The organism is Pauljensenia sp. UMB9872 (assembly GCF_030212665.1).
GTDB lineage: Bacteria > Actinomycetota > Actinomycetes > Actinomycetales > Actinomycetaceae > Pauljensenia > Pauljensenia turicensis_B.
In genome coordinates this window covers 1-14,255 of the sequence record NZ_JASOER010000015.1, presented here as the reverse complement: position 1 = coordinate 14,255, position 14,255 = coordinate 1, and the positions used below count along the sequence as shown (strand labels likewise).

The following is a 14,255-nucleotide window of genomic DNA, read 5'->3' as shown; positions in this document are numbered from 1 at the left end:
GGCGCTTCCGGACAGGAGAAAAGTGGCAAAGTTGCGTGTCCACGAGCTCGCCAAAGAGCTCGGAATCACCAGCAAGGAACTTTTGACGTACCTCAACGACCACGGTGAGTTCGTCAAAGCCTCAGGCTCAGCATTGGAATCGCCAGTTGTGCGTTCCGTGCGTGAGCACTACGGATCGAAGGGCCCGACTGAAGCCCCTTCAACGAAGAAGACCGCTACCAAGAGCGAAAAGAAGCCCGCCGAAAAGAAGACTGTGGCATCGAAGGCTTCTTCTTCACAATCTTCCGCTCCGAAGCCTGCCTCACCGAAGGCAACAAAGAGCGCTGAGAAGACCTCGGCCCCCAAGCCGGGTGCTCCTAAGCCTGCAGCCCCCAAGCCGGCAGGCAAGCAAAAAGCTGAAAGCAAGGACGACGCTAGCGCGCCACGTCCTTCTACGCCTCGTCCCGGCCCTCGTTCGGGTGGCCCGCGTCCGGGTAACAACCCGTATGCGTCCAGCCAAGGCATGCCTCGGCCGGGTGGCACCGGTGGCCCCCGCCCCGGTCCTCGTCCGGGCCCGCGCCCCGGTGGTAGCCGTCCGCAGGGCGGCAACGATCGCCCGGCACGCGGCAATTCCAACCGTTCCGGTAGCCCTCGTCCGAGTGGTAACCGTTCCGGCGGTGGTAATCGCCCGAACCCCGGCATGATGCCAGGACAAGCAAACTTTGCTCGCAACGCTTCCGGCGGCGTGCCCGCAAACGATCGCCCCGCACGTAGCGGTGGTGGCCGTGGTCGCGGTGGCGCACGTCCCGCTGGGGGTCACTCTGCGGGCGGTCCCGGTGCAAACGCCGGTGGCGGTTTCTCAGGTGCTCCCCGCGGTGGTGGCCGTGGTGGACGTGGCTCAACTCCGGGCGCATTCGGTCGCGGAGGCGGTCGCAGTCAGCGCGGACGCAAGTCGAAGCGCGCAAAACGTCAAGAGTTCGAACAGCAGAATGCACCCGTCATTGGTGGCGTTCAGATTCCTCGCGGAAACGGCAAGGTTATCCGTATCCGCCAGGGTGCATCCCTCGCAGACTTCGCCGAGAAGATCGAGGTCAATCCCGCAGCACTGGTCACCGTTCTGTTCCACCTTGGTGAAATGGCAACCGCAACCCAGTCGCTCGACCAGGACACCTTTGAAACACTCGGTGCAGAACTCGGTTACGACGTCAAGGTCGTTTCTCCCGAAGAAGAAGACCGCGAACTACTGGAGTCCTTCGATATCGACCTCGAGGCCGAAGAACTCGACGACGTCGAAAACCTCATGCCTCGTCCGCCGGTCGTCACCGTCATGGGCCACGTCGACCACGGCAAGACCAAGCTGCTTGACGCGATCCGTCACACCGACGTGGTCGACACCGAGCACGGTGGCATTACGCAGCACATCGGCGCCTACCAGGTTAACGTTGAACATGAAGGTCGCAAGCGTCCGATCACGTTCATCGATACCCCCGGTCACGAAGCATTCACCGCTATGCGTGCCCGCGGTGCTCAGGTCACTGACATCGCGATTCTGGTTGTCGCAGCCGACGACGGAGTTATGCCACAGACGGTTGAAGCAATCAACCACGCTCAGGCAGCAAACGTTCCGATCGTTGTCGCGGTCAACAAGGTCGATAAGGAAGGTGCAAGCCCGGACAAGATCCGTGGCCAGCTGACCGAATACGGTCTGGTTGCCGAGGAATACGGTGGCGACATCATGTTTGTCGACATCTCGGCAAAGCAACGTACCGGTATCCGCGAACTGCTCGAAGCAGTTCTGTTGACCGCAGACGCTGCTTTGACCTTGGAAGCTAACCCCGATACCGCAGCACGTGGCGTTGCCATTGAAGCGAACCTCGATAAGGGTCGTGGTGCCGTTGCAACCATGCTGGTTCAGCGTGGCACCCTGCGCATCGGTGACGCGCTGGTCGTCGGTTCCTCCTACGGTCGCGTCCGCGCCATGTTCGATGACACGGGGGATGACGTTTCTGAAGCCGGTCCGTCGCGTCCGGTTGCTGTCCTTGGTCTGACCTCCGTTCCGCGTGCAGGCGACTCCTTCTTGGTTGCCCCCGATGACCGTACTGCTCGCCAGATTGCTGGCAAGCGTGAGGCAGCAGAACGTCAGGCAATGCTTGCCAAGCGTCGTAAGCGTGTCTCCCTTGAAGACTTCGATAAGGTCCTCAAGGAAGGCGAGGTCGATACCCTCAACCTCATCATCAAGGGTGACGTTTCCGGTGCCGTCGAGGCCCTGGAAGATTCGCTCCTCAGCATCGATGTGGGCGAAGAGGTCGCACTGCGCATCATCCACCGCGGTGTTGGTGCAATCACGCAGAACGACGTCAACCTGGCAACGGTCGACAACGCCGTCATCATCGGCTTCAACGTTCGCCCCGCAGAACGCGTGGCAGAACTGGCCGACTCCGAAGGCGTCGAGATCAAGTACTACAACGTCATCTACTCGGCGATCGACGACATTGAGGCCGCTCTTAAGGGGATGCTCAAGCCGATCTACGAAGAGGTCGCACTCGGTAGCGCAGAGATCCGTCAGGTCTTCCGCTCCGGCAAGTTCGGCAACATCGCAGGTTCGATCATCCGCTCTGGCACGATCAAGCGTGGAACCAAGGCTCGCTTGGTTCGCGACGGCGTGGTTGTCGCAGACAACCTCGAAATCGCATCGCTACGTCGCGAGAAGGACGATGTCACCGAGGTCCGCGAAGGCTACGAATGTGGTATTACGCTGGGCTACAAGGACATCGCCGAAGGCGACATCATCGAAACCTGGGAAATGCGCGAAAAGCCGCGTGACTGAGGTTGTGATGGTCCGCTTGTAGGACATACGTAGTGTCGGGTGGAAGCGAGTTTCGTTTCCACCCGACCTTTGTGTTCCAACCGGGTAACGCGTTTGGATAGGTGCGTTGAACGTGAGGTATCCAGCAGCATTCAGCCGATGAGGGCTAGACCCTCTACGATGGGATACCAGCAAGTACGCCAGTTCGACTGAAATCATGAGCCACCGAATGGGTGACAGAAGAAAAAAGGGGAGTGCCATGGCAGACGAAGCACGCCAACGTAAAGTTCAAGACCGTATTCACCAGACCGTCGCGCGTATGCTCGGCCGTCGAATCAAGGATCCGCGTCTCAGCTTCGTCACGATCACCGACGTGCGAGTGACCGGCGACCTTCAGCATGCTTCGATCTTCTACACAGTCCTGGGCGATGACGGCGACCGCGCAGGCGCCGGTCGCGCATTCGAATCTGCAAAGGGCATTATTCGCTCCGAAGTGGGTAAGGCTCTAGGCATTCGCCTGACTCCGACTCTTGAATTCATTCTGGATGGTCTGCCCGAGTCTGCGGCAGCTCTCGAAGACGCGCTGGCAGCAGCGAAGAAGCGCGATGAAGAGATCGCGGCCTCGTCAATCGGGGCTACCTACGCTGGAGATGCAGATCCCTACCGTCGCGACGACGAAGATGAAGATGGCGAGGAAGCCGACGGCTTCGACGAAAATAACCAGGACCTCGCCTGAGATGGCGAAAAAGCCTGACACTTCCATCCCAGGCATCGTTCTTGTCGATAAGCCAGCTGGGATGACCAGCCACGATGTCGTGTCGAAGATGCGACGCGTGGCGCATACTCGCAAGGTCGGCCACGGAGGAACCCTTGATCCGATGGCGACCGGCGTTTTGGTAATCGGCATCGGTCAAGCAACGCGACTGCTGACCTACATTACCGCCGGCTCGAAGGCTTATGACGCGACGATTCGTTTCGGCGTCGCAATGACCACGGATGATGCGCAAGGCCAGCCGATTTCGATTGCCGGATGCGAACAGCTGGACCTAGAAGCCCTCGAATCTGCAATGGCAAGCCTGCGCGGTGAGATCATGCAGGTTCCTGCAACGGTCTCGGCGATCAAGGTCGATGGTAAGCGAGCCTACGCCTTAGCACGCGAAGGCCACTTCGTTGAGCTGAAAGCGCGTCCGATTACAATCCACGCCTTCGAACGACTGAGCGATCCGCGCATTCAAATGGCGGAGTATGCGATTGCTACAGATGATGATTCGACTGAAATGACGGCTATTCCAGTCAGTGTCGCTGATGTTGACGTTCACGTCGATTGCTCGTCTGGCACGTATATTCGTTCCCTCGCCCGCGACCTCGGGCAGATGCTGGGGTGTGGCGCGCACTTGACGGCGTTGCGTCGTACGCGCGTTGCCTCGTTCACCCTTTCGGGCGCCCACCAGCTGGCTGATCTGCAAGCAGAAACCGAAGCGCGAGGGGAGTTTTCGCCAGGCACGCCCTCCTTGCCATCTCCCGGCCTGATTCCGATTGACGAGGCCGCGACCTCATTGTTCCCCTCCATTGTTCTGAGCGCGGAAGAAGAACAGCGTTTCTCCCATGGCCAGGCACCGACGCGTGACGCGCAGGAAGTAATGGCATTAGGGAACCCCGGCGATGTCATCGCAGCGTGCAATACATCTGGAGTGCTCTGTGGGTTGCTGGCCATTAAGAATCATTCTTTGAAGACTCTCAACGTATTTTCTGGAGCAACACAATGAAGGTCTGGACCGACCTGTCTGAGATTCCCGGCGACGAAAAGTCGGTGGTCACCATCGGTAACTTTGACGGTATGCACAATGGGCACCGCCGAGTCGTTGCCTCGTGCGTTGAGCGCGCACGCAAACGCGGTGTGGATGCCGTGGCGATTACTTTCGACCCGCATCCGACCCAGGTGCATCGCCCGGAAGTAAACCTCCAGCTGATTTCGCCGTTGCGAGATCGACTTGATGCCATGGCCTCGTGCGGACTGGATGCAACACTTGTGCAGCACTACGACCAAAGCGTGTACACGCTGGAAGCCGAAGATTTCGTCACCGAGTACCTCGTTGACCGTTTGGGTGCGGTTGAAGTTGTTGTCGGTGAAGACTTCCGTTTTGGCGCCCACAACTTAGGCACAATCGATACGCTTCGGGCGCTGGGACGCACCTACGGTTTTGACGTTGTGATGGTCACCGATATTCAGGCTCCCGAAGGGCGTCGCTGGTCCTCATCGTGGGTGCGTGAACTGCTCGCCGAAGGCGATGTCGCTGGCGCTGCCCGGGTTTTGGGGCATTTGCATCGAATCCGTGGCACGGTCGAACACGGTTTTAAACGAGGCCGTACCCTGGGATTCCCGACCGCCAATTTACAGGGCGGAATTGAAGGCGTTGTGCCTGCTGATGGCGTGTATGCCGGCTGGGTTGTCCGTACCGTTCCAGGAACGCAGTCCGCAGAATTCTTGCCCGCAGCGATCTCGGTGGGAACGAACCCACAGTTCGATGGGGTAGAGCGCACCGTTGAAGCTCACGTGCTGGGGCGATCCGACCTGAACCTCTACGGCGAAAAAATCGCGGTCACCTTCGTGTCACGCATTCGCGAAATGATGAGCTTCGATTCTCTCGATGAACTACTTGTCCAGATGGATAATGACCTGTTGAAGACCGCATCCGTGCTCGGAATCGCCGTGGCGAATCGCGTAGATCCCGATTCTGTGACCGCCGTCTGAAACCAAGGGTTTTCCCTCGGGTGTGATTGTTCTTTCACAAGGTGAGTCTGCCCACGTAGATACGGGGAAAAGCCCGCATCATGCTAACCTTGAAAAGCCGTCAAAACGGCCGCGGATCCGATGCTGTAAAGGAAAGCTTTACAGCTCCGCGCAACGAATGAAGCAAAGGAGACGCCTGTGCCGCTGAGCAAGGACGTTAAAGACCAGATCATCGCCGAGTACGCGACCCACGAGGGCGACACCGGGTCCCCCGAGGTTCAGATCGCACTGCTGACCCAGCGCATCAAGGATCTGACCGAGCACTTCAAGTACCACACGCACGATCACCACTCGCGTCGTGGCCTTCTGTTGCTCGTTGGTCGTCGTCGTCGCCTTCTTGGCTACTTGGCTTCGGTCGACATCGAACGCTACCGTTCGCTCATCGAGCGTCTCGGCCTGCGTCGCTGAACTTGTGCCGGCCCGATCCCGTAGGGGACCGGGCCGGTTCACTACGTGTGGCGTATTCACCCACACACCCACAACCTAATAGGAAAGAACCACGAACGCGTCGCCGGTTTTCGACAGTGGTTCACGGACCCCCGCTTGTTTGTCGGGTGCGACGCCGTGGACTTCGATCGAAGGCCGAAGCGTGACGTGAGTTCTTCAGTTGAGAATCACAAAGGAGAATCCCCATCATGATGGAAGGATCAGACATCACCGCCGCAGAGGCGATTATTGATAACGGCCGTTTCGGCAAGCGCACCGTGCGCTTCGAAACGGGTCGCCTTGCCAAGCAGGCCGCAGGCTCCGCTCTGGCATACCTGGACGACGAGACCACCGTCCTGTCAGCCACGACCGTCGGCAAGTCGCCTCGCGATCAGTTCGACTTCTTCCCGCTGACCGTCGACGTTGAAGAACGTTCGTACGCTGCGGGTCGTATCCCCGGATCGTTCTTCCGTCGCGAAGGTCGCGCCGGCACCGAGGCAATCCTCGCAGCTCGCCTGATTGACCGCCCGCTGCGCCCCGGCTTCGTCAAGGGCCTGCGCAACGAGGTCCAGGTTGTCGAGACCGTCCTGACCGTTCACCCCGATGACGCTTATGACGTTCTGGCAATCAACGCAGCATCCATGTCCACCCAGATCGCAGGCCTGCCCTTCACCGGCCCGATCGGTGGCACCCGTCTTGCTCTGATCGACGGCCAGTGGGTGGCATTCCCGCGTTGGTCTGAGCTTGAGCGCTCCGTCTTCAACATCGTTGTCGCCGGTCGTATCGTGACCGCTGAAGACGGCACCGAAGACGTCGCAATCATGATGGTTGAGGCCGGTGGCGGAAAGAACCAGTGGGAACTCATCCAGGGGGGCGCCATTGCTCCGACCGAAGATGTTGTTGCCGATGGTCTTGAAGCAGCAAAGCCCTTCATCAAGGTCCTCTGCGAGGCCCAGATTGAGGTCGCCAAGACCGCTTCGAAGGAAACTGCAGAGTTCCCGCTGTTCATCGACTACACCGATGAAGAATACGTAGCAGTCGAGGAATGGGTTGGCGACAAGCTTGCCAAGGCGCTCCTGACCGAAGGCAAGCTGGCGCGCGACGAAGCCGTTGACGCCGTTAAGGCCGAGATGCTCGAGGCACTGCTTGCGCGCTTCGAACATGAAGAGGCTGAGAAGGAACTGAAGGCAGCCTTCCGTTCGCTCGAAAAGTACACGATCCGTCAGCGCACGCTGCGCGAAGAAATCCGCATGGATGGTCGTACTCCGCGCCAGATTCGTTCCCTCTTCGCAGAGGTCGAGGTTCTGCCTCGCGTCCACGGTTCCGCCATCTTCCAACGTGGCGAAACCCAGATCCTGGGTGTTACCACACTGGCAATGCTCCGCATGGAACAGCAGCTCGACAACCTGAGCCCCGTCACCGCGAAGCGCTACATGCACCAGTACAACTTCGCTCCCTTCTCGACCGGTGAAACCGGCCGAGTGGGTGCCCCGAAGCGCCGTGAAATCGGCCACGGTGACCTTGCAGAGCGCGCTCTGATCCCGGTTCTGCCATCGCGCGAAGAGTTCCCCTACGCAATCCGCCAGGTCTCCGAGACCATGGGCTCCAACGGCTCGTCCTCGATGGGCTCCGTCTGCGCATCGACCCTGTCGCTACTCCAGGCTGGCGTCCCGTTGCGCGCACCCGTCGCCGGTATCGCCATGGGCCTCATGACCGGTGAAGTTGATGGCGTTCAGAAGGCTGTTACCCTGACCGACATTCTCGGCGCAGAAGACGGCTTCGGCGACATGGACTTCAAGGTAGCTGGCACCAAGGACTTCATCACCGCACTCCAGCTCGACACCAAGCTCGACGGTATTGATTCCCAGGTTCTGCGTGGCGCCCTTGCTCAGGCCCGCGACGCTCGCCTGACCATCCTTGATCTGATCAACCAGGCTATTGACGGCCCTGATGAAATGAGCCCGAACGCTCCTCGCATCATCACCGTCCAGGTTCCCGTGGATAAGATCGGTGAGGTCATTGGCCCGAAGGGCAAGATGATCAACCAGATCCAGGAAGACACCGGCGCAGATCTGACGATCGAAGATGACGGCACCGTCTACATTGCTGCCGCTGCTGGCGAAGCCGCTGAAGCTGCGCGCCAGATGGTTAACCAGATCGCTAACCCGCAGATGCCTGAGGTCGGCGAACGCTTCATCGGCACGGTCGTCAAGACCACGTCGTTTGGTGCATTCATCTCCCTGACCCCGGGCAAGGATGGCCTGCTCCACATTTCCCAGGTTCGTCGCCTGGTCGGTGGCAAGCGCGTCGAGTCTGTCGACGACGTTCTGCAGGTTGGCCAGCAGGTTGAGGTCGAGATCGCTGAAATCGGCGATCGTGGCAAGCTCTCCCTGCACGCTGTCCTTGATGACGAAGCTGCAGCCGCTGAAGCTGCCAATGCTTCCAACTCTAAGTCCGAAGGTCGCCCCGAGCGTCGCGAACGCCGTGACCGCTCCGAGCGTCGTGAGCGTCGTCCGCGCACCCGCACGCGTCGCAAGCGTGAGGACGAGGGCGAAGCAACCCAGGCTCCGTCTGAAGACTGATAGTTCTTCATAACCTCGTTGGGCCGGTGGCTAAGCCACCGGCCCAACAGTGTTTTTCAGCCAATGGTGCTCTGCCTGAACGTCTCCAACCGGTTGAGCATTGAGCAAGTAGACTCACACACATGGACGCTTTGATCCTCCGCCTGAACAATCGGGGGAACATCGCGTGAACGGCGAGAAGAAAAGGAATTGGAAGACCCGTGAGCGAACCGATCGAACTGACACTCGATGCGATCGACAATCAGCTACTGGATGACACTGATGGCGATCTGCGACGGACAGTGACCTCGTTTGGTACGCGTATCATCACCCAGCACATTCCTGCCACGCATTCTGCCGGAGTCAGCATGTGGGTTCCTGTGGGATCTCGCGATGAAACCCCCGAAGTCGCAGGTTCGACCCACTTCCTTGAACACCTGTTGTTTAAAGGGACGGATACTCGCTCCGCTTTTGACATCGCCGAAAGTTTCGACCGCGTGGGCGGAGAAACGAATGCGGAAACCGCGAAGGAACACACCGCATACTGGGCTCGCGTCGTTTCGACCGATCTCACAATGGCGGTGGGTACGATCGCTGACATGCTGACCAACTCGCTGTTGGATCCGGCAGAGTTTGAAATGGAACGAGGGGTCATCCTCGATGAGCTTGCGATGTCAAAAGACTCTCCGACCGAGAACGTCCACGAAGCATTCCAGCAGGCAATTCACGGTGATACTCCGCTTGGTCGCCCGGTGGGTGGCACCCCTGACATCATCAGCGCGCTCAGTCGTGACAAGGTGCTTGAGCACTATCACCGCCACTATGCGCCGAATAACTTGATCGTTGCGGTTGCCGGCGATATCGAGCATGAAGCAGTCGTGAACATGGTGACCGATGCTCTGTCGGCGTCCAATTGGGCATCACAGCTGAAATCATCCAGTCGGCCTCGTCAGCGCCGCTCGAAGCTCGCAACCAGCGAAGGCGCACAGTCGGCGGAAATGGTCAGGCGTCGCGATGTTGAACAAGCTCACGTTGTGATCGGCACCAAGGGGTTTTGCGCACTCGCTGATGAACTCCCGACCTTTAACGTTTTGCTCAATGTGCTGGGCGGGTCGATGTCGTCGCGCTTGTTCCAGGAAGTTCGCGAGAAACGAGGCCTGGCCTACACGACCTACGCTTTCGGTTCGTCCTACGCGGAAACCGGTAGCTTCGGCATGTACGCGGGCACATCGCCGGCGAAGGTAGACGAGGTCGAAAAACTCATGCGGGCCCAATTGGAGTTGCTCGCAAGCGAAGGCCCGACCGCCTTAGAGATGGAGCGCGTACGAGGCCAAGTGCGGGGCTCCGTCGTGCTGGGCCAAGAAGATAACTGGTCGCGCATGATGCTCATTGGTCGCGCTGAAGTGTCTGGCCGATACAAGTCCATCGAACAAGCAATTGACGCGATCAACCAGGTGAGCGCTGAAGACGTGAAGGCCATGGCCACCGACCTTGTAAGCCGTGACTTCTCTCGTGCTCTCGTCCTTCCGAACAACGCCTAAAAGACAAGAAGAGGAACTCATCATGATTCACGTAGCAGTCATTGGCGCTCAAGGCCGTATGGGCGCGACCGTCGTTGAAGCCGTGAACGGTGCAGACGATATGGAGTTTGTCGCTGGTCTTGATGCGGGGGATCAGATCATCGCCAGCAACCTTGGTGGCGCCGAGGTTGCCGTCGACTTCTCAACGCCGTCTGTTACCGAAGCAAACGTCCACGCACTGCTGGACGCTGGGGTGAACGTCGTTGTGGGCACAACGGGGTGGAGCGACGAATCCTATGAGCGTGTGCGCGCCCACGCTGAAGAATCTGGCCGTTGCGTCCTGATCGCACCGAACTTCGCGATGTCTGCCGTGCTGGCGATGAAGTTCGCTGCGCTGGCCGCTCCGTACTTCGAGTCCGCTGAGGTTATCGAAATGCACCACCCGAACAAGGTGGATGCGCCTTCCGGTACTGCGGTTGCCACTGCGAAGGGGATCGCAGCGTCGCGCCGAAAGGCCGGATGTAGTCCCATGCCGGATGCCACCCAGTCGGATCCACTGGGTGCCCGCGGGGGAGTCGTAGACGGCGTGCCCGTCCACGCTGTCCGCCTGCGTGGCCTGACAGCCTCGGAAGAGATTCTGCTGGGCAACCCTGGTGAACAGCTGGTGATTCGCACGGATTCCTTCGACCGTTTCTCTTTCATGCCCGGCGTTTTGTTGGGCGTGCGCGAAGTGAGCAAGCATCCGGGTCTGTCGATCGGCTTGGATACTGTCCTTGACCTGCCGGGGCTTCCATGAGCATCGACCGTGGTATGCCGCAAGCAGGTGCACCTGGGTCCGCTCCGAAGTCACCCGGCCGATCGGTTCGCACCGCATTGGCTCAGGATGCGCCACAGATCGCGCGTATTCAGGCGGCCTCGCTCAAGAGGCTCTTCGGCGTGAACGCACAGGTGGACGAACAGGTTCTTGCCCAACAGTGGGCAACAACATTGACTGCTCCTGCTCCCGCTGGGTGCTTCACTCTTGTTGCCCTCCACGCCAACGCGGTCGCCGGTTATGCTCTGGTTGTTCCCGCCGATGATTTCACCGCCGGTGATGGTAGCGCCATCACGGGGCCCTCGTTGATCGCCGAAATGGACGTGGACGAAAGTTTCCGTCGAAGCGGACATGCCTCTCGCTTGGTGCAGGCGTGCGTCGACGTTTCGCGTGCGACCGCCCTCAGTACGTGGATTGATTCAAGGGACGAGGCCCGGATCCGTTTCTTCACCTCATGCGGGTTCGGACCGGCAGGGCTCAGGCGCACATTCCCGGACATGCCTGATGTTGTCCAGCACCTGTGGTGGACTTTAACGCAGACACCTGACGAGTAATAGGCGTTCACCTAGTGAACTTTGGGCTGTGTCGATGTGTTCTCGTCATATGCTCAACCCATGAGCTACACCCCGCGCCGTCTTTTCGGCTCCCTCGCAACCGCAATGGTGACCCCGTTCCACGCTGACGGGGCAATCGACCTCGACTCCGCGGTCCGTTTGGCGAAGAAGCTCGTCGACGACGGGTCCGACACAATTGTGCTGTCTGGAACGACTGGCGAATCTCCGACGACCCATCAGCCTGAGAAGAATGAACTGACGGTTGCCGTGAAGGAAGCCGTGGGTGAACGCGCGTTTATTCTCTGCGGTGCGTGCTCGAACGATACCGCGCACGCTGTGCGCATTGGCCAGGGGGCGCAGGCGTCGGGGGCTGACGGCCTACTGGTTGTTTCCCCGTATTACAACCGTCCATCTCAGGTGGGTCTGCGTGCCCACGTTCGCGCTATTGCGGACGCAACTGATCTTCCCGTCATGCTCTACGACATTCCGGGACGTACTGGCTTGGCGTTCAGTGATGAGACACTGGACGACCTTGCCACCCACCCGCGTATCAAAGCTGTTAAAGATGCCACGGGGAACGTTGAACAGGGCGTCGAACGAATGCACCGAACCAAACTTGAGTACTACTCGGGTGATGACGGCTTGAACTTCGCTTGGATGACCGGCGGAGCCTCCGGTTTCGTGTCGGTCGTGTCACATGTTGCCTCGTCCCACTACCGGAAAATGATCGACCTGCTGGATGCCGATAAGGTCTGGGAAGCCCGCGAACTCGCCTACTCGCTCCGCCCGCTGGTGGCTGCCATCATGGGCGGGGGACAGGGGGCTGTCATGGCAAAAGCAGCCATGTACCTGCAGGGCGTCATTGAAACGCCGGTTCTGCGTCTGCCGTTGGTGGGAGCCTCGGATGACGAAATGGAATCCTTGAAGTCTGCGCTGAAAGTGGCCGAACTGCTCTGACGTGGGTCTGAGTGCTTACGGATTTCCCCCGAGGTCGTGGCACACTTAGACCTATGAAGTCCCTGTATGAGAACCTTTCCGAACCCGCACCCCTAGAAGAGGGCGCTATTCGCATCATCCCACTTGGTGGCTTGGGCGAAGTCGGTCGCAACATGAACGTGCTGGAGTTCGACTCCAAACTCCTCGTCGTCGACTGTGGTGTTCTTTTCCCTGAAGAAACCCAGCCGGGTGTTGACCTGATTCTCCCGGACTTTTCTTGGATTGAAGACCGCATGGACGACGTTGTCGGCATGGTCCTCACCCACGGTCACGAAGACCATATCGGCGCTGTTCCGTACCTGTTGAAACTCCGCGAAAACATCCCAATCTACGGTTCGGAACTGACGCTGGCATTCGTCGAACCGAAGCTTCGTGAGCACAAGTTGACCTGCGACAACCTGCACGTCGTAGCAGAAGGTGACCGAATCACTATTGGTGACTTCGATCTTGAATTCGTCTCCGTGACCCACTCGATTCCCGACGCTCTGGCTGTCTTTGTCCGCACCCCGGCAGGAAAACTGCTGATCACCGGTGATTTTAAGATGGACCAGCTTCCCCTTGACTCCCGCCTGACCGACCTTCGTGCCTTTGCTCGCTTCGGTGAAGAAGGCGTGGACCTGTTCATGGTTGACTCCACGAACGCTGAGGTTCCCGGCTTCATCACTCCCGAACGTGAAATCGGCCCGGTTCTTGATCGAGTATTTGGTGAAGCTTCGGGACAGATCGTCGTTGCATCCTTCGCCTCGCACGTCCACCGCGTCCAGCAGGTTATTCAGGCTGCGGCGCACCACGGGCGGCACGTTTGCCTGGTGGGGCGCTCAATGGAACGCAATATGCGCATTGCCCAGGAAAAGGGCTACCTAACTATTCCCGAGGGCGTTATCGTCGACGCGCGCACCATCGAAATGCTTGAACCCTCCAAGCGTGTCTACATGGCAACCGGCTCGCAGGGTGAACCAATGGCAGCGCTGTCTCGTATGAGCCTTGGAACTCACCGTAGCGTCTCCATTGAGCCCGGCGACATGGTGGTCCTAGCGTCCTCTCTGATTCCTGGAAACGAAAACTCTGTCTACCGCGTCATCAACGACCTCATGCGCCTGGGTGCACGCGTCGTGCACAAGGCGAACGCGAAGGTTCACGTATCCGGCCACGCCGCTGCAGGCGAGCTGATTTACTGCTACAACATCGTGCAACCCACCAACGTCATGCCGATTCACGGCGAGGTCCGCCACCTGGTCGCTAACGGACAACTCGCCGTGAAGACCGGTATCTCACCCGACAATGTGGTGCTGGCAGAAGACGGCGTCTGCGTCGACTTGAAGGACGGCACGGCACGCGTCAGTGGAGCCGTTCCCTGCGAATACGTGTACGTCGACGGTCGCTCCATCGGCGAAATCTCTGAACACGAGCTTGAAACTAGACGCACGCTCGGCTCCGAAGGCTTTATCTCCGTCTATGCCGTCGTTGAACACGATTCAGGTATGGTGCTCTCTGCGCCGACCATCCGCGCAATCGGTATGGCAGAAGATGATTCGGTCTTTGAAGAGATTCAGCCGGACGTCGAAGAAGCGCTCGTGGACGCGGCTGCTCCCGGTGGAGTTGACCCCTATGTTCTCCAGCAGGCAATGCGTCGTGTGATCGGTCGTTGGGTGGCGCGCAAGCTCCGCCGTCGTCCGATGATCGTCCCAGTCGTTGTAGAACAATAGGAGAGGCACGTGGGGACCTCTTTACGGGTTAAGTAGCAGAAAGTGTGTCCGGTCGGCGTGTCGCCGTCGGGCGTATTTTTATTTGAGGGGTCCTTTCCTGAT

11 protein-coding genes are annotated in these 14,255 nt (G+C 59.2%); all 11 read left to right on the top strand.

The genetic code is table 11. The annotated features are described in order from the left end of the window. Positions 1–22: 22 nt before the first annotated feature. The 11 genes from infB to QP109_RS06895 all read left to right on the top strand — a co-directional run bounded on the left by infB (position 23) and on the right by QP109_RS06895 (position 14,153). A complete protein-coding gene (gene infB / locus QP109_RS06945; RefSeq protein WP_285024103.1) occupies positions 23–2,806 on the top strand; it encodes a translation initiation factor IF-2 in 2,784 nt (927 codons plus the stop codon). A 238-nt stretch (positions 2,807–3,044) separates the two neighbouring features. Further along, on the top strand, positions 3,045–3,521 hold the full coding sequence (rbfA, locus tag QP109_RS06940) for a 30S ribosome-binding factor RbfA (protein ID WP_285024102.1): 477 nt from the start codon (positions 3,045–3,047) through the stop codon (positions 3,519–3,521). Between the two features lies 1 nt (position 3,522). Then, positions 3,523–4,551: a tRNA pseudouridine(55) synthase TruB gene (truB, locus tag QP109_RS06935; protein ID WP_285024101.1), complete on the top strand. Its 1,029-nt coding sequence runs from the start codon at positions 3,523–3,525 to the stop codon at positions 4,549–4,551. Beyond that, positions 4,548–5,537 (top strand): bifunctional riboflavin kinase/FAD synthetase, encoded by a 990-nt coding sequence (locus tag QP109_RS06930; protein WP_285024099.1) that lies wholly within the window; start codon positions 4,548–4,550, stop codon positions 5,535–5,537. The genes truB and QP109_RS06930 overlap by 4 nt, the downstream gene beginning before the upstream one ends. 177 nt (positions 5,538–5,714) lie before the next feature. Further along, a complete protein-coding gene (gene rpsO / locus QP109_RS06925; protein ID WP_006681724.1) occupies positions 5,715–5,984 on the top strand; it encodes a 30S ribosomal protein S15 in 270 nt (89 codons plus the stop codon). 227 nt (positions 5,985–6,211) lie between these two features. Continuing rightward, positions 6,212–8,584 (top strand): polyribonucleotide nucleotidyltransferase, encoded by a 2,373-nt coding sequence (locus QP109_RS06920; RefSeq protein ID WP_285024098.1) that lies wholly within the window; start codon positions 6,212–6,214, stop codon positions 8,582–8,584. 200 nt (positions 8,585–8,784) lie between these two features. Continuing rightward, positions 8,785–10,104: a M16 family metallopeptidase gene (locus QP109_RS06915; protein WP_270771437.1), complete on the top strand. Its 1,320-nt coding sequence runs from the start codon at positions 8,785–8,787 to the stop codon at positions 10,102–10,104. A 22-nt stretch (positions 10,105–10,126) separates the two neighbouring features. Further along, on the top strand, positions 10,127–10,879 hold the full coding sequence (dapB, locus tag QP109_RS06910; protein WP_285024097.1) for a 4-hydroxy-tetrahydrodipicolinate reductase: 753 nt from the start codon (positions 10,127–10,129) through the stop codon (positions 10,877–10,879). Beyond that, entirely contained in the window at positions 10,876–11,451 is a 576-nt protein-coding gene (locus QP109_RS06905; RefSeq protein WP_285024096.1) for a GNAT family N-acetyltransferase, read from the top strand. The genes dapB and QP109_RS06905 overlap by 4 nt, the downstream gene beginning before the upstream one ends. Before the next feature lie 60 nt (positions 11,452–11,511). Continuing rightward, on the top strand, positions 11,512–12,408 hold the full coding sequence (gene dapA, locus QP109_RS06900) for a 4-hydroxy-tetrahydrodipicolinate synthase (protein WP_101627327.1): 897 nt from the start codon (positions 11,512–11,514) through the stop codon (positions 12,406–12,408). Between the two features lie 53 nt (positions 12,409–12,461). Then, entirely contained in the window at positions 12,462–14,153 is a 1,692-nt protein-coding gene (locus QP109_RS06895) for a ribonuclease J (protein ID WP_285024095.1), read from the top strand. The last annotated feature ends 102 nt before the right edge of the window (positions 14,154–14,255 follow it).